Below are 15,504 nucleotides of genomic sequence, written 5' to 3'. Positions count from 1 at the left end.
TGTTATGGATTTGCGAGCCGTTCCACCAGTGCGGCCAGCCGTTCGGCCGCGTCTGGACGACCCGCGTCGCGCGCGCCAGCCGCCATGCGCGAGCCTGCGTCGGGGTGTTGCAGAACCGACGCGATGTGCCCTGCCAGATCGGCGGGATTCAGCCGGCTTTCGGGGATGACGATGGCCGCGTCGGCCTCGGCCAGCCCGCGCGCGTTGGCCGTCTGGTGATCGCCTGTGGCCGCGGCGAAGGGGATCAGGATCGACGGGCGCCCGATGACCGAGATGTCCGCGACCGAGGATGCGCCTGCGCGTGAGATCACCAGCTGCGCCTCGGCCATGCGGGCGGGCAGGTCGGTGAAGAAGGGCTGAACGTCGGCGTCGATGCCGTGGTCGGCATAGGTGGCGCGCACGCGGGCCTCGTCCTCGCCGCGGGCCTGGTGCGACACGCGCAGGCGGGTGCGCACGGCTTCGGGTAGCGCCGCGACTGCGTCGGGCACCATGTCCGACAGGATGCGCGCGCCCTGGCTGCCGCCGATCACCAGCAGGCTCAGGGGATAGTCGCCCGGCGGAATATAGGGCGCCGCGACGCGTGCCAGCACGGCGGCGCGCACCGGGTTGCCCGTGACCTCGTGCGCCGTGCCGGGGGGCAACGCGGTGGGCCATGTCCCGCAGGCGACGGTATGGACGCGCCGGGCGAAGGCAGTGTTGACCCGGCCCAGCACACCGTTCTGTTCGTGGATCATGCGCGGCAGGCGCAGCGCCCAGGCCGCCGACAGGGCCGGGATGGACGGGTAGCCGCCGAAACCCACCACCATGGCGGGCCGGTCGCGCAGCATGGCGGCCATGGCCGACAGCACCCCGGCACCGATCCGCAGCGGCACGGCGGCGCGGGCAAGCGCCCCGCCCCGCGCGAAGGTGGCCGATGCGACCCGATCGATGTCCACCGCGTCCGGAAAGCCGCCCGCGTAGCGCGCGCCGCGATCGTCGGTGGACAATTTCACCCGCCAGCCGCGGGCCAGCATGACCTCGGCCAGCGCCTGCGCGGGGAACATGTGCCCGCCCGTGCCGCCCGCCGCCATGACCAGAAGCCGCGCCACGCCGGTCAGCCGCCCCGCCGGCGCAGCAGATCCTCGATCCGGCCCTGCGGGCGGGTCCGGGTCAGCGCCAGCAGCATCCCCACGGTGATCCCCGCCGCGATCACGGAACTGCCGCCATAGGACACGAAGGGCAGCGTCATCCCCTTCGTCGGCAGCAGGCGCGCGGCCACGCCCACGTTGATCATCGCCTGCATCCCCAGCACCGAGGCAAGCCCCGCGCCCGCGTAGCGCACGAAGGGATCGCGTTCGCGCAACAGCCGCGCAAGCGCCCGGAGCACGACGATGGCGTAGAGCACGACAACCAGCAGCACGAGCACGAGCCCGTATTCCTCGGCCGCGACGGCGATGATGAAATCGGTATGGGCGTCGGGGAGGTAGGATTTCACCTCCCCCTCGCCCACGCCGACGCCGAAGATGCCGCCCTCGCGGATGGCGTTGGCGGCATAGCCGATCTGGGTGTTGGGGTCGATGTCAGTGGCCAGGTAACCGTCGATCCGGCGCTGCACGTGTTCCGACGCGTTATAGGCGAAGACCCCCCCGGCCACGACCGCCCCCGCGATGCCGATCAGCAAGAGCCACGGGGCCCCGGCGATGAAATACATCACCCCCCAGCCGAAGAGGATCAGGCTCGCCTGTCCGTAATCGGGTTGCAGCACGAGGATCGCGACCAGCCCGAGCGTCACGCAGAAGGATATCAGCCGCCCCGGCGGGCCATCCAGATCCTGCGATGCCGCCATCAGCCAGGCGGCGAGGATCACGAAGGCGGGTTTCAGGAACTCGGACGGCTGAAAGGACCCGAAGCCGAGCGAATACCAGCGCACCGCGCCCTTGCCGAAATTGGTGCCGAAGACGGGCAGCAGGCAGAGGGCGATGAAGACCAGCACGAAGGCCAGCACGCCGAAGCGCCGCACCTGCCGCGGCGTGAGCATGGAACAGCCCAGCAGCACGACGAAGGCCATCGCGCCGAAGATCGCCTGTTTCTGGACATAGAAGAAGGGCGGCAGCCCGTTGCGGTCGGCCAGCGGAGGCGAGGCGGCAAAGCCCAGGAGCAGCCCGATCCCGAACAGCGCGCAGACGCACAGAAGCGTCCAGCGGTCGATGGTGCGCCACCATTTGGGAAGAAGCGGTTCGCCCACGGAAACCGGGGCGGCGCCATGGACCATTTCCGTCATGCGCGTGTGCCTGTTTATCTGGCCCGCGCGTTCGCGGGCGCGGGGTGTCCTGTGCTCGTCGTCTCATGCGGTGCCCGTGTAATCCTGGCATCCCACTGAAAGGCTACCGCAAAGCGGCGCGCCACGCCAGAGAAAGGGCACGTGGGGCGGCAGAAGGCGCCGCAGCCTGTGCGGCGCGGCGGTGCGCCCGGTTCATTGCCCTGTGGCGGACGGGCCTGCGCCGCGTCGCGCAGGAGCTATGATTGCGCCGCATCGAGCGCGGCGACCGCCGCGATGAACGCCTCCCCCCGCTTCTCGAAATCGGGGAACTGGTCGAAACTGGCGGCGGCGGGGGCCAGCAGCACGGTGTCGCCCGGTTCGGCCTCGGCGGAGGCCAGTGCCACGGCGCGCTCCAGCGTGTCGCACAGGGCGTGGGGCACGTCGCCCAGTTGCAGCGCGAAATCCCGTGCCGAATGGCCGATGAGATAGGCCTTCACCACATTGTCCAGATCGCCGGACAGTGCCGCGATGCCGCCGTCCTTGCCCAGCCCCCCCGCGATCCAGCGGATACGGCTGAACGCCCGCAGCGCCTGCGCCGCGCTGTCGGTGTTGGTGGCCTTGCTGTCGTTGACGAAGGTGACCCCGCCCCGCGTCGCGACCGTCTGGCTGCGATGGGCGAGGCCCGCGAAGCTGCGCAAGCCCGCCTCGATCGCGCGGGGCGCCATGTTCAGCGCCCGGAGCGCCCCGTAGGCCGCGCAGGCGTTCTGGTGGTTGTGCACGCCCGGCAGGCCGGGAATGCTGCGCAGGTCGATGCTGGCCATCTGCCGTCCCTTGCGCGTTTCCGCCAGCCAGCCCTTGTGGGCATGCACTGCCCAACCCGTGCCCGCCAGCTTGCGGGTCACGGACACGCGGATCACGCGCGGGTCGCTCACCGCCTCGGCCATCTGCCCGGCGAGGAACAGACCCTCGTCCTCGTCCACGCCGATGACCGCGCGGTCGGGCCCGCCCTCGGCGAAAAGCCGCCGCTTGGCCGCGAAATAGCCGCCCATGCCGCCGTGGCGGTCCAGGTGATCGGGCGTGAGGTTCGTGAAGACGGCCACGTCCGGGGTCAGCGCGCGTGCGAGGTCGGTCTGGTAGGACGACAGTTCCAGCACCACCACGGACCCGTCCCCGGGCGGGTCGATGTCGAGAACCCCGCGTCCGATATTCCCCGCCAGTTGCGCCGGGCGTCCCGACACGGTCAGGCAGTGGTGGATGAGTGCGGCGGTGGTGGACTTGCCGTTGCTGCCCGTGACCGCGATCACCCGCGGCGGCTGGTCATGGTCAAGCCAGTCCGACAGCGCGGCCGCGCGGAAGAAGAGCCCGATGTCGTTGTCCACCGGCACGCCGAGGTCGTAGGCCGCGCGCAGCACCGGGTGCGGGTGCGGATAGAGATGCGGGATGCCCGGCGAGGTCACGATGCAGGCCACGTCGTCGAGCGCGCCGGGCCGCGTGAGGTCCCGCAGCGACAGCCCCTCGGCCTCCGCCCGCGCGCGGCCCTCGGCACCGTCGTCCCAGCCCACCGCGCGCGCGCCGCCCGCCGCCAGCGCGCGCAACGCCGTGAGGCCGGACCGCCCGAGGCCGAGCACCGCCACGACCTGATCTTCGAAACCGGGAACGGGGATCATTGGCGCCTCCTTGATGCACGCGCACCTGTCGCCCGCAACGAACAAAGGGTCAAGCCGGGCGGCGGGTCCCGTGGCCGTGCGCAAGCACGGACATGGGGATGTCGAATCCTGCGCGTAGCGCAGGTCCGCAAGATCACCTTCAGCGGATCTTCAGCGTGGCGAGCCCGATCAGCGCGAGGATCAGCGACACGATCCAGAACCGGATCACGATCTGGCTTTCCTTCCAGCCCTTCTTCTCGAAATGGTGGTGGATCGGCGCCATCAGGAACACCCGCTTGCCGGTGCGCTTGAAATACGCGACCTGGATGATGACCGACAGCGCCTCCACCACGAAGAGCCCGCCGACGATGGCCAGCACGATCTCGTGCTTCGTGGCGACCGCGATGGCCCCGAGCGCGCCGCCCAGCGCCAGCGAGCCGGTATCGCCCATGAAGACTGCGGCAGGCGGCGCGTTGTACCACAGAAAGCCCAAGCCCCCGCCCACGAGCCCCGCCACGAAGATCAGCAATTCGCCCGTGTCGGGCACGTAATGCACATCGAGATAGGTGGAAAAGTCCACCCGCCCCACCGCATAGGCGATCACGCCAAGGGCGGAGGCCGCGATCATCACCGGCATGATCGCGAGCCCGTCGAGCCCGTCCGTGAGGTTCACGGCATTCGCCGCCCCCACGATCACGATCATGGCGAAGGGCACGAAGATCAGCCCCATGTTCAACAGCGCCGTCTTGAACAGCGGAAAGGCCAGCTGCCCCGTCAGATCGGCTGGGTGGAACCACATCGCCCATCCCCCGGCCGCGGCGGCGATCACCAGCCCCAGCGCCATGCGGGTGCGCCCCGACACGCCCTTGTGATTGTTCTTCGTCACCTTGGCATAGTCGTCGGCGAAGCCGATCGCGCCGAAGCCCATGGTGACCGCGAGCACCATCCAGATATACGGCGTGTCGAGCCGCGCCCACAGGAGCGTGGACACCACCAGCGCGCCGAGGATCAGCACCCCCCCCATGGTGGGCGTGCCCGCCTTGGTCAGCAGATGCCCTTCGGGCCCATCGTCGCGGATCGGCTGGCCGTGGCGCTGCCGGCTGCGCAGCAGGTCGATCAGCGGACGCCCGAACAGGAACCCGAAGATCAGCGCCGTGAAGAACGCGCCCCCCGCCCGGAAGGTGATGTAGCGAAAGAGGTTGAAGACATCCCCCCCGTCCGAAAGTGCGGCAAGCCAGTAAAGCATCAGTCCGGGGTCCCGTCTTGTTCCGGGGCCGCGGCCCCCATGTTCCTGAGCGCAGTCACAAGCGGCCCGAGCCGCGCACCGAGCGATCCCTTCACCAGCACCACGTCGCCCGCGCGCACCAGTGCCTCCGGGTCCGCACCCAACGCCGCCGCCGTGTCGGCCCGCAGGCCCCGCCGCGCGGGCGGCAATGCGGCCCACAGATGCGCCATGCGGGGCCCGGCGCAATGCACCGTGTCCACCGCCGCCATCGCCGGGTGGCCGGCCAGCCCCGCATGCAGCGCAGCCTCGGTCTCGCCCAGTTCCAGCATGTCGCCGAGGATCGCCACGCGCCGCCCGCCGGGCCCGAGATTGGGGCTGGGGCGGGCCGCAGCCAGCACCGCCAGCGCGGCCCCCATCGAGGTCGGATTGGCGTTGTAGGCATCGTCGATCAGGTCGAACCCCGCGCCTGTGCCCGCGTCGAGCACGACCCGTTCGCGGGTGCCGCGCCCGCCCGGCGGCTGCCACGCGGCCAGCCCCGCAGCGGCGGCCGGAAGGTCGAGGCCCAGCGCCTCGGCCACGACCAGCGCCCCAAGCGCGTTCATGGCGAAATGGCCCCCCGGCGTGGACAGGTGCACCGGCAGGGCGACACCGCCCGCGATACGCGCGTTGAACCTGGTCGCGTCGGCGGTCACGGTCAGGTCGTAGAGCCGCGCCTCCAGATCATGGGTGCCGGCGCCGAAGCGCAGGACAGTGCGGCCCCCCGCGCCGTCGATCAGGATCGGCGTGGTGGGCAGATCGCCGTTCAGCACCGCGACGCCGTCCGCGCCAAGCCCGGAGAAGATCGACGCCTTTTCCCGTGCGATGCCGTCCAGCCCGTCGGCGAACGCCTCCAGATGCGCCGCGGCCACGATGGTCACCAGCGCCACGTCGGGGCGCGCGAGGCGTGCCAGCGGCGCGATCTCGCCGGGATGGTTCATGCCGATCTCGACCGCGGCGAAATCGGCATCCGCCGGGCAGCGCGCCAGCGTCAGCGGCACGCCCCAGTGATTGTTGAAGCTGCGTTCGGCCGCATGGACCCGCCCGAAGGGCGCCAGCGCGCAGCGCAGCATCTCCTTGGTGGAGGTCTTGCCGACCGATCCGGTCACGCCGATGACGCGGGCACGGGTCCGGGCGCGGGCGGCACGGGCGAGCGCCTCCAGCCCCGCCTGCACATCGTCCACGACAAGCAACGGCGCGTCCGCGGGCACATCGTCTGGCACGCGGGACACGATCGCGCAGGCCGCCCCCTTTGCCAGCGCGTCGGCCACGAAATCATGCCCGTCGCGCGCGTCCTTCAGGGCGACGAACATCTCCCCCGGCGCGATGCTCCGGCTGTCGATGGAGAGGCCCGTCACCGCCCAGTCGCCACGCGCCTGTCCGCCGGTCGCCGCCGCCGCGTCGGCGGCTGTCCAGAGCGCGGTCATGCGGGCCGCCCATCCAGCGCCGCCACCGCGACGGAGGCATGTTCGGCATCGTCGAACGGAAACACGTCGTCACCGATCACCTGCCCCGTCTCGTGCCCCTTTCCCGCGATCAGCAGCGCATCGCCCGGCCCCACGGCATCGACGCCGCGCAGGATCGCCTCGGCCCGGTCGCCGACCTCCCACGCGCCGGGACAGCCATCGCGGACCATGGCGCGGATGTCGGCGGGGTCTTCGCGCCGCGGGTTGTCGTCGGTCAGGATCACCGTGTCGGCATGATCCGCCGCCGCCTGCCCCATCAGCACGCGCTTGCCGCGGTCCCGGTCGCCGCCCGCCCCGAAGACGATCACGATGCGGCCCATCACGTGCGGGCGCAGGGCGGTCAGGGCCGTGGCGATGGCATCGGGCGTGTGGGCGTAATCGACGAAAACCGCCGCCCCGTTGGCGCGGGTGGCGACAAGCTGCATCCGCCCGCGCACGGTGGTCAGGCGCGGCAGGGTGGCGAAGACCTCCTCCGGGTCCTCGCCGCCCGCGATGACCAGCCCCGCGGCCACCAGCACGTTCGCGGCCTGGAACCCGCCGATCAGCCCCATGCGGGTCTGGTACGCCTGCCCCTGCCAGCCGAATCGCAGATCCTGCCCCGTTGCGTCGAAGCGTGCGCCATCGATGCGCAGCCGCGCGCCCGGATCGCGGCCGACGCCGATGACCTCCTGCCCGCGCCGCGTCGCGGCATCGGCCAGCCGTGCGCCGTAGGGATCGTCGACATTGGCGACCACGATCCCGTCCTGCGCCAGCACCCGGTCGAACAGCCCCGCCTTGGCGGCGAAATAGCTTTCCATGTCGCCGTGATAATCGAGGTGATCCTGCGTGAGGTTCGTGAACCCCGCCGCCGCCAGCCGCACGCCGTCGAGCCTGCGCTGGTCCAGCCCGTGGGACGATGCCTCCATCGCCAGATGGGTGACGCCCGCGCCTGCCATGGCGGCCAGGTGGCGGTGCAGCGTGATCGGGTCGGGTGTCGTGTGGCCCAGGGGCGCGGCATAGGCGCCTTCGACCCCCGTGGTGCCGAGATTCGCCGCCTCCCGCCCCAGCACGGCCCAGATCTGGCGCGCGAAGCTGGCGACGGAGGTCTTGCCGTTGGTGCCGGTGACAGCGACGGCGGTTTCGGGCTGCGCGCCGAACCACAGGGCCGCGGCATAGGCCAGTGCCTGCCGCGGATCCTCGGCCAGCACGACGGCCGCGCCGCTGCTGGCCAGCGCATCCTCGGCCAGCGCAAGCCCGGCGCGATCGGTCAGTACGGCTACCGCCCCCGCCGTGAGCGCCGCCGGAACGAAGGCCGCGCCATGGACCCGCGCGCCGGGCAGGGCCGCGAAGAGGTGACCGGGGGCGACGGCGCGGCTGTCCACCGACAGTCCGGTGACCCGCGCCTCCTGCCCGCCCTGCGCATGCAGACCCAGCGCCGCCAGTGTGCGTATCGCGTGATCTGCCCGCATGGTCATGTCCCCTTCATCTGCCGTTGCGCGCTTCCCGTAGCCCGGATTGCACGACGGGTTCAATCGCCGGGCGCACCCCGAGGAGCGGCGCCGTGCGGCGGATCAGTTCGGCGGTCACGGGAACGGTGGTCCAGCCCGCGGTGCGGCGCGGCTCGCCATTCACGATCTCGTGCCCCTCGTCGAAGGTCACGACGAAGACGTATTCGGGGTCGCTCGCGGGGAAAACGCCCGCGAAGGTCGCCAGCACCCGGTCATCGTAATAGCGCCCGTTGGGGGCAGGCTTGTCGGCAGTGCCGGTCTTGCCGCCCACCTCATAGCCCGCCACATCGCCGAAGCTGGCCGTGCCCTCGGTCACGACGCTGCGCAGCATCGCGCGCGCCTGCGCCGAGGTCCGCTCCGACACCACGCGCGGCCCGAGGCTGCGCCCGTCCCGGCGTTGCAGGGTCGGCGCGACCTTCGTGCCACCGTTCAGCAGCGACGCGTACCCGGCCGCCAGATGCAGCGGGGATGACGACAGCCCATGGCCATAGGAGATCGTCATCGATTCGATCTCGCCCCAGTTGCGCGGCAGCAGCGGTTTGGCGCCCGGCGCCTCCACCAGTTCGACCGAGGTCGGTTCGAGAAACCCGAGCCGCCCGAGAAATTCGCGCTGCTTCTCGCTGCCCAGTTCGCGGGCCAGCCGTGCGGTGCCCACGTTCGACGACTTCACGATGACCCGCGTCGCGGTCAGTTCCGGCCCGTAGTTGCGGTAGTCGCTGATCCGGTGGCGGCCCACGCGCATCGGACTTTGCGTGTCGATAATCGTGTCGGGGGTGATGAGCCCTTCGTCCAGCGCCTGCGCCACGGGGAAGATCTTGAACACGGACCCGAGTTCATAGACCCCCTGCACCGCGCGGTTGAACAGCGGGCTGTCGGCCTGATCGCCGCTGGTCAGCGGAGCGGGGCGGTGGTTCGGATCGAAATCCGGCAGCGACACCATCGCGACGATCTCACCCGTGTGGGCATCCATCATCACGCCGCTCGCGCCCTTGGCGGCAAACAGCTTCATGCCGCCTTCGAGCACCTCGCGCATGGTGGTCTGCACGGTCAGGTCGATGGACAGGCGCAGTGGGTCGGCCAGCATGGCCGGGTCGCTCAGCCGGTCATCGAAGGCCTTTTCGATCCCCGCGACCCCGAGGATTTCGGCCGCCTGCACGCCTTCGCGCCCGTAGCGCACGCCGCCCAGGATATGCGCGGCCAGGGGACCGTTGGGATAGACCCGCATCTCGCGCGCGGCGAACAGCAGGCCCGGATCGCCGATATCGTGCACCGCCTGCACCTGTTCGGGCGACAGGGTTCGTTCGATCCAGACGAATTTCCGCCCGCTGGTCAGCAGCGCGGTCAGGTCGGCCTCGCTCCGGCCCGGAAAGACGCGCGCCAGTTCGCGGACCGCGTGGGGAATGTCCACCATCTCGTGCGGATGGGCATAAAGCGCGCTCGTCACGACATTCGTCGCCAGAAGCCGCCCGTTGCGATCCACGATATCGGCGCGCGCGCTGGTGATCGATGCCCCGCCCGCGGACAGCACGGGTTCGGCCGGGTCCGAGCTGGCCAGCGTGCCCATGCGCACCGCAACCGTGCCGAAGGCCGCCACGAAGAACAGGCCCAGCACCAGCAGCCGCCCCTCGGCCCGGCGGCGGGCACGGTCGCGGATATGGTCATGCCGCTCGGCGCGGTTGGCGCGTTCGATCAGGTCGGGGTTCTCGCCCCGGTCGCGGGCCCGCAGGATGCGCGCCAGCGGGCGCAGCGGGCGGCGCGGCGCGGGGGCGTCGTGCAGGTCGGATCCGGGGCCGGTCACGGGCGGGCCTCCCCCTCGTCGGCGGCATCGCGGTCGCGGGCGGCCTCCAGCGCCGACAGGATCGGCTCCGGCGCAGGATACGCCACCTGGTCGATCGCGCCGAAATGATCGGGCGTCATGGGCAGCAGCCCCAGCCGGTCGAAATTCAGCGCCACCAGCGCGCGCAGCCGTTCGGGCCGGTTGAGAAACGCCCATTCCGCCCGCAGCATCCGCAACTCTTCCTGCAAAGCGCCGATCTCGCGCTGCATCGCGCGCAATTCCGCCTGCGCCGCCCGCGTGGTGTAGTTCTCGCGATAGGCCCAGAACGCGAGCCCCAGCACCATCGCCCCCAGAAACATCCCGATCAGCACGCGCATGTCACGTTCCCTCCAGAACCAGCGGCGGCAGCCCCAGTGCCGCGCGGTCCACCGCACCCGCCGGTGCCGCCGTCCGCCGCGCGATCCGCAGCTTGGCCGACCGTGCGCGCGGGTTCGCGGCCAGCTCGTCGGCGTCGGGCGCAACGGCCCCGGTCCGGACCGGCACGAAGCGCGGTGCGGTTTCGTCCGTCGCAGGCGCGTGGCGGCTGCCCCGCCCCGCCCGGCCCGACCGCAGCGCGAGGAACCGTTTCACCACCCGGTCTTCCGACGAATGAAAGCTGACCACGGCCAGCACCCCGCCGGGGGCCAGCGCGCGCTCCGCCGCTTCCAGCCCCGCGGCCAGTTCGCCGAATTCGTCGTTCACCGCGATGCGCAGCGCCTGGAAACTGCGGGTCGCCGGGTGGCTCTGGCCCGGCTTGGGGCGCGGCAGGCACGACTCGACCAGCCCCGCCAGCGCCGCCGTTGTTGTGATCGGCGCCTCGCTGCGCGCGGACACGATGCGCCGGGCGATGCGGCGCGACGCGCGTTCCTCGCCGTATTGATACAGGATATCGGCCAGCAGCGCCTCGGGGGCTGTGTTCACGATATCCGCCGCCGACGGCCCGTCCTGCGACATGCGCATGTCGAGCGGCCCGTCACGCAGGAAGGAAAAGCCCCGCTCCGCGCGGTCAAGCTGCATCGACGACACGCCGAGATCCAGAACGACCCCGTCCACCGGTTCGTCCGCCACGCTATCGAGGTCGGAAAACACACCCGTCACCAGCGCCAGCCGGTCGCCGTAGCGGTCCAGCAGGGGCGCCGCCAGTTCGCGCGCCAAGGGGTCGCGGTCGATGCCGATCACCCGCGCGGCCCCGGCCCCCAGCAGACCCACAGCATAGCCGCCCGCGCCGAAGGTCCCGTCGATCCACACGCCCTGCACCGGGGCGGCCAGCCGCAGGATCGGGGCCAGCAGAACCGGCATGTGCGGCGCGGCGCCCGTCATGCGCCCCCGCCCCAGTCGCCGTTCAGCAATTCGGTGATATCGGCATCGCCCAGTTCGTCCAGTACCGCATCCTCGGCGCTGCGATCCGCCGCCCCATAGGCCGACGCGTTCCAGAGCTGGAACCGGTCGCCCGTCCCGCAAAAGACGGCCTCGCCATCGCCGGTCAGGCCCAGCTTGTCGCGCACCGCGCGCGGCAACACGATCCGGCCCGACGCATCGACAGCCAGATCCTCTGTATCCGTGAAAAACGCACGCTCCAGCGCCTTGCGCCGCGGCGTGCCGCGCGGGACGTTGGCGATCATGTCCGCGATCTCGGCCATGCTTTCGGCGGTATAGCCCTCGGCGAAGCTGCGCCGCTTGTCGCCATAGACAAGGAACAGTTGCGCGGGCTTGCCCTCGGACCAGTCGGGATCGCAGGTCTCCAGCACCCGGCAGAACTTGGCCGGGATCGACACGCGCCCCTTGCCGTCCACCTTCTGGGTGATTTCGCCCCGAAATGCCCGCTTCACTGCCCCGGTCCCTGCGCGCCCCAAGACGTGAAACGTGGAAACGGCGGGAAAAGCCGCTGCCACCGCTTATCCCGCCGTTTGCCTTGTCCCTCTTCGGGGTGGCCTCCGCTGCGCATGTCTTGGGGACTGCTCGGGCGCGCGGGGCTCGTTCTGTCGTCGTCCGGAGGATGCGATCTGCCTGTAGAAACCTGCCTATTTTTCTTTTGAAGCCCTTGCGGGCCCAGATCGTTCCTTCGTGACATCTTGATGCCATGGTGCTTCATGCCAATCAAGGGGAATTTATGGATTTTGACGGAACTTGGCACCACCCGCTGTGATGGCGACCAACCCAACACAAGATATTGTTAGCGACGCGCCTCCATACGCGACATAGCCGCAAGGCGCCGTCACGGCGGTCAGCGGTCACGGCACGCAGGATCAGGACATTCATGGATATTCACGGCCAGCGGGACGCCGAAGCGGGCGAATCACACCGCCGTGAGAGGCGGAGACCGACGGAACCACGCGGTTCCATGCCGCGGGACAGGGCGGATCGGTGAAGACCCCGGCGCCGTGCGGGGAACGCATCCGCAACATATGCAATTTCTGCATGGCAGCATTGCGCGATAAGCCGATTGTGCATCTGCAGCATCGTGCTATCTTTATTTCAACGGCTGATGGAAATTACACCGAAGGGTGGTTTCGGAAGCCCGAGATCAGAAGGCCCCTCCTCCTCCCTGGGTCTTCTGTGTTTGGCGGTGGCACCCTCCTCCTCCCTGGTGTCACCGCCTTTTTTTCTGCCCAACGCGAAAATGCCACGAAAAGGCAGGGCGTGGCGCGCTTGCCCCTGGGGCCAGCGCGCGCCATGCCGCATGCAAGATCGTGTCAGAGACTGGCGGCCCGGTCGCCGTCGCAATCGAGCCGCGCGCAGGTGGCGATCAGATCCTCGATATCCACGGGCTTGCGGTGCACCGATGCGATCGCCGGGATCTGCGCATGCAGGTCGGACGCACGCACATCCGCGGCACCGGTCACGATGATGACATGGCATCGCGGATTGCTGTCGCGCGCCACGGATGCCAGCGTCAGCCCGTTGTCCCGCCCGAGATAGAGATCCAGTACCATCACATCCACGTCGCCCGCCGCCAGCGCGGCTCGGGCATCGTCGATCGTCGCCGCCTCGTGCACGTCATGACCCAGGTCCGCCAGCACGGAGCGCCACAAAAGCCGCAGATTCGGGTCATCCTCGACGATCAGATATTTCAAGACATGGCTCCGATGCGGCAAAACGTTGCGGGCTGAAAACACGCATAGCCGAACCGCCAAGCCGTGACCAGCCCCGGCAGCGATCACGAAAACATGTATCTAGAACGGTATGTTGTCCACCTCGTCCGCGTCGGTGACGAAGCGCGCCACCACATGCTTCGCCCCGGCCTTGTCGAAATCGATGGCCAGCTTGTCGCCTTCGCAGCCCGTCACGGTGCCATAGCCGAACTTCTGGTGGAATACCCGGTCGCCGCTGGAATACGCGCTGACCGCCTGCGCATCGATGGTCAGGCTCCGCGCTTCGCGTGGCTGGGACATGCTGCGCGCGCCGACACCCGCTTGCAACCGCCGCCAGCCCGGCGAGTTGTAGACATTGGCCGACGCCGCCGCGGATTCCAGTGTCGATCCCGCTGCGGCCCCGTAGCCACCGCCATAGAGCCCCGGCGGCGTCAGCACGTCCACATGCGCCTCGGGCAGTTCGTCCACGAAACGCGACGGCATCTGCGACTGCCATTGGCCGTATACTCGCCGGTTCGCCGCGAACGAGATCGTGCACAGCTCTTCCGCCCGCGTGATGCCGACATAGGCGAGGCGGCGTTCCTCCTCGAGCCCCCGCTCACCGCTTTCGTCCATGGACCGCTGGGACGGGAACAGCCCGTCCTCCCAGCCCGGCAGGAAAACGGCGGGAAATTCCAGCCCCTTCGCGGCGTGCAGGGTCATGATCGACACCTTTTCGCCGCCCGCCTCGGCCTCGTTGTCCATGATCAGCGCGACGTGTTCCAGAAAACCTTGCAGGTTCTCGAACCCTTCCAGCGCCTTCACCAGTTCCTTGAGGTTCTCCAGCCGCCCCGGCGCCTCGGGCGTCTTGTCGTTCTGCCACATCGGCGTATAACCGGACTCGTCCAGCACCCGCTCCGCCAGCGCGATATGGTCGTGGTCCCCCAGCACCTCGGCGTGCCATCGCCCGAGATTCTCAAGGAACCGGGTCAGTTCCGTCTTCCCCTTCCCGATCAACTCCCCCGCCCGCAGCAACAGCTTCGCGCCCTCCACAAGCGGCACGCCATTGGCCCGTGCGGCCACCTGGATCTTCTGCACCGCCTTGTCGCCCAAGCCGCGCTTGGGCGTGTTCACCACCCGCTCGAACGCGAGGTCATCCGCCGGGCTGACCACCAGCCGGAAATAGGCCATGGCATCCCGGATCTCGAGCCGCTCATAGAAGCGCGGCCCGCCAATGACCCGGTAGGGCAGCCCGATGGTCAAAAACCGGTCCTCGAAGGCGCGCATCTGGTGCGACGCCCGCACGAGGATCGCGCAACCGTCCAGCGACCGCGGCGCATGCCCGCGCGACCCGCCCTGCATCGCTTCCAGTTCCTCGCCGATCCAGCGGGCTTCCTCGTCGCCGTCCCAATGGCCGATCAACCGGACCTTGTCGCCCTGCGCGGCCTCCGTCCACAGGGTCTTGCCCAGCCGCCCGCGATTGCCGGCGATCACGCCTGACGCCGCGCCAAGGATATGGCCGGTGGAGCGGTAGTTCTGTTCCAGCCGGATCACCGCCGCGCCGGGAAAATCCTTCTCGAAGCGCAGGATGTTGCCCACTTCGGCCCCGCGCCAGCCATAGATCGACTGGTCGTCGTCGCCCACGCAGCAGATGTTGCGATGCCCGCCCGCCAGCAGCCGCAGCCACAGGTATTGCGCGACGTTCGTGTCCTGATACTCGTCCACGAGGATGTAGCGGAACCATCGCTGGTATCGCTCCAGCAGGTCCGGATGGGCCTTGAACACACGCACCATGTGCAGCAGTAGATCGCCGAAATCCACGGCGTTCAGGGTGCGCAGCCGCTCCTGGTAATCGGCATAAAGCTGCACGGCGCGCCCGTCGAAGGCCGACGCCTCCGCCACCGGAACACTCTCGGGCGTCCACGCCCGGTTCTTCCAGCCATCGAGGATCGACGCCAGCGCCCGCGCCGGCCAGCGCTTCTCGTCGATGTTGCGCGCGGCGATCACCTGCTTCAGCAGCCGCACCACGTCATCGGTGTCGAGGATCGTGAAGTTGGACTTCAGCCCGGCCAGTTCCGCGTGCCGCCGCAACAGTTTCGCGTTGATGGCGTGAAACGTGCCCAGCCACGGCAACCCGTCCGCGCCCTGCCCCAGCAGCCCCGCCACGCGATCCTTCATCTCGCGCGCGGCCTTGTTGGTGAAGGTCACGGCCAGCACCTCGTTCGGGCGCGCGGTGCCGGTGTTCAGCAGATGCGCGATCCGCGCCGTCAGCGCGCGGGTCTTGCCGGTGCCCGCGCCCGCCAGCATCAGCACCGGGCCATCCAGCGTTTCCACCGCGCGGCGCTGTTCGGGGTTCAGCCCGTCCAGATAGGGCGCAGGCCGCGCCCCCATCATGGCGCGGCGCGACAGGGGCATGGGGGCTTCGGAAAATCCGGGATCGTCATGGGGCAGGGTCATGGGCAGGACCATAGGCCAAGCCGCCGCGCTTGCAAAGTCTTGTTCCCGAGATGTTCCCGAC

The 15,504-nt window shown here is 69.7% G+C and carries 12 protein-coding genes; all 12 read right to left on the bottom strand.

The features are described 5' to 3' along the window. Positions 1 to 2: 2 nt before the first annotated feature. The gene (locus tag DDE13_RS08635; RefSeq protein WP_111403529.1) at positions 3 to 1,070 is read right to left on the bottom strand and encodes a UDP-N-acetylglucosamine--N-acetylmuramyl-(pentapeptide) pyrophosphoryl-undecaprenol N-acetylglucosamine transferase; all 1,068 of its coding nucleotides are present in this window, start codon (positions 1,068 to 1,070) and stop codon (positions 3 to 5) included. A 23-nt stretch (positions 1,071 to 1,093) separates the two neighbouring features. Next, complete coding sequence (locus tag DDE13_RS08630) at positions 1,094 to 2,260, bottom strand: peptidoglycan glycosyltransferase FtsW (protein WP_111403459.1); 1,167 nt, start codon at positions 2,258 to 2,260, stop codon at positions 1,094 to 1,096. Between the two features lie 236 nt (positions 2,261 to 2,496). Further along, positions 2,497 to 3,906 carry a UDP-N-acetylmuramoyl-L-alanine--D-glutamate ligase gene (gene murD, locus DDE13_RS08625; protein WP_111403457.1) on the bottom strand — a complete coding sequence of 470 codons (1,410 nt, stop codon included), beginning with the start codon at positions 3,904 to 3,906 and terminating at the stop codon, positions 2,497 to 2,499. Positions 3,907 to 4,045: 139 nt separating this feature from the next. After that, positions 4,046 to 5,131 (bottom strand): phospho-N-acetylmuramoyl-pentapeptide-transferase, encoded by a 1,086-nt coding sequence (gene mraY, locus DDE13_RS08620; RefSeq protein ID WP_111403455.1) that lies wholly within the window; start codon positions 5,129 to 5,131, stop codon positions 4,046 to 4,048. Next, entirely contained in the window at positions 5,131 to 6,573 is a 1,443-nt protein-coding gene (locus DDE13_RS08615; RefSeq protein WP_111403453.1) for a UDP-N-acetylmuramoyl-tripeptide--D-alanyl-D-alanine ligase, read from the bottom strand. Before DDE13_RS08615 ends, mraY begins: the two co-directional genes overlap by 1 nt. Continuing rightward, positions 6,570 to 8,066 carry a UDP-N-acetylmuramoyl-L-alanyl-D-glutamate--2,6-diaminopimelate ligase gene (locus tag DDE13_RS08610; protein ID WP_394340292.1) on the bottom strand — a complete coding sequence of 499 codons (1,497 nt, stop codon included), beginning with the start codon at positions 8,064 to 8,066 and terminating at the stop codon, positions 6,570 to 6,572. The genes DDE13_RS08615 and DDE13_RS08610 overlap by 4 nt, the downstream gene beginning before the upstream one ends. A 7-nt stretch (positions 8,067 to 8,073) precedes the next feature. Then, on the bottom strand, positions 8,074 to 9,897 hold the full coding sequence (locus tag DDE13_RS08605; protein ID WP_235868643.1) for a peptidoglycan D,D-transpeptidase FtsI family protein: 1,824 nt from the start codon (positions 9,895 to 9,897) through the stop codon (positions 8,074 to 8,076). Continuing rightward, positions 9,894 to 10,253: a cell division protein FtsL gene (ftsL, locus tag DDE13_RS08600; RefSeq protein ID WP_111403451.1), complete on the bottom strand. Its 360-nt coding sequence runs from the start codon at positions 10,251 to 10,253 to the stop codon at positions 9,894 to 9,896. The genes DDE13_RS08605 and ftsL overlap by 4 nt, the downstream gene beginning before the upstream one ends. Before the next feature lies 1 nt (position 10,254). Then, positions 10,255 to 11,235, bottom strand: a complete 981-nt coding sequence (gene rsmH, locus DDE13_RS08595; protein ID WP_111403449.1) for a 16S rRNA (cytosine(1402)-N(4))-methyltransferase RsmH — start codon at positions 11,233 to 11,235, stop codon at positions 10,255 to 10,257. Continuing rightward, positions 11,232 to 11,744, bottom strand: a complete 513-nt coding sequence (locus DDE13_RS08590) for a division/cell wall cluster transcriptional repressor MraZ (RefSeq protein ID WP_111403447.1) — start codon at positions 11,742 to 11,744, stop codon at positions 11,232 to 11,234. Before DDE13_RS08590 ends, rsmH begins: the two co-directional genes overlap by 4 nt. Before the next feature lie 864 nt (positions 11,745 to 12,608). Next, positions 12,609 to 12,989, bottom strand: a complete 381-nt coding sequence (locus DDE13_RS08585) for a response regulator (protein WP_162630919.1) — start codon at positions 12,987 to 12,989, stop codon at positions 12,609 to 12,611. Positions 12,990 to 13,088: 99 nt separating this feature from the next. Then, positions 13,089 to 15,443: an ATP-dependent helicase gene (locus DDE13_RS08580; RefSeq protein WP_111403523.1), complete on the bottom strand. Its 2,355-nt coding sequence runs from the start codon at positions 15,441 to 15,443 to the stop codon at positions 13,089 to 13,091. Positions 15,444 to 15,504: the final 61 nt, after the last annotated feature.

Origin of the sequence: Meridianimarinicoccus zhengii (assembly GCF_003254465.1) — a bacterium.
Lineage (GTDB): Bacteria > Pseudomonadota > Alphaproteobacteria > Rhodobacterales > Rhodobacteraceae > Meridianimarinicoccus > Meridianimarinicoccus zhengii.
Note: the sequence above shows the minus strand (reverse complement) of the source record. Positions and strands in the feature narration are given on the sequence as shown.

Coding starts and splice junctions, on each gene's coding strand:
- DDE13_RS08580 (WP_111403523.1), bottom strand. CDS start 15,443: ATGACCCTGCCCCATGACGATCCCGGATTTTCCGAAGCCCCCATGCCC.
- DDE13_RS08630 (WP_111403459.1), bottom strand. CDS start 2,260: ATGACGGAAATGGTCCATGGCGCCGCCCCGGTTTCCGTGGGCGAACCG.
- DDE13_RS08615 (WP_111403453.1), bottom strand. CDS start 6,573: ATGACCGCGCTCTGGACAGCCGCCGACGCGGCGGCGGCGACCGGCGGA.
- ftsL (WP_111403451.1), bottom strand. CDS start 10,253: ATGCGCGTGCTGATCGGGATGTTTCTGGGGGCGATGGTGCTGGGGCTC.
- DDE13_RS08610 (WP_394340292.1), bottom strand. CDS start 8,066: ATGACCATGCGGGCAGATCACGCGATACGCACACTGGCGGCGCTGGGT.
- mraY (WP_111403455.1), bottom strand. CDS start 5,131: ATGCTTTACTGGCTTGCCGCACTTTCGGACGGGGGGGATGTCTTCAAC.
- murD (WP_111403457.1), bottom strand. CDS start 3,906: ATGATCCCCGTTCCCGGTTTCGAAGATCAGGTCGTGGCGGTGCTCGGC.
- DDE13_RS08635 (WP_111403529.1), bottom strand. CDS start 1,070: ATGGCGGCGGGCGGCACGGGCGGGCACATGTTCCCCGCGCAGGCGCTG.
- rsmH (WP_111403449.1), bottom strand. CDS start 11,235: ATGACGGGCGCCGCGCCGCACATGCCGGTTCTGCTGGCCCCGATCCTG.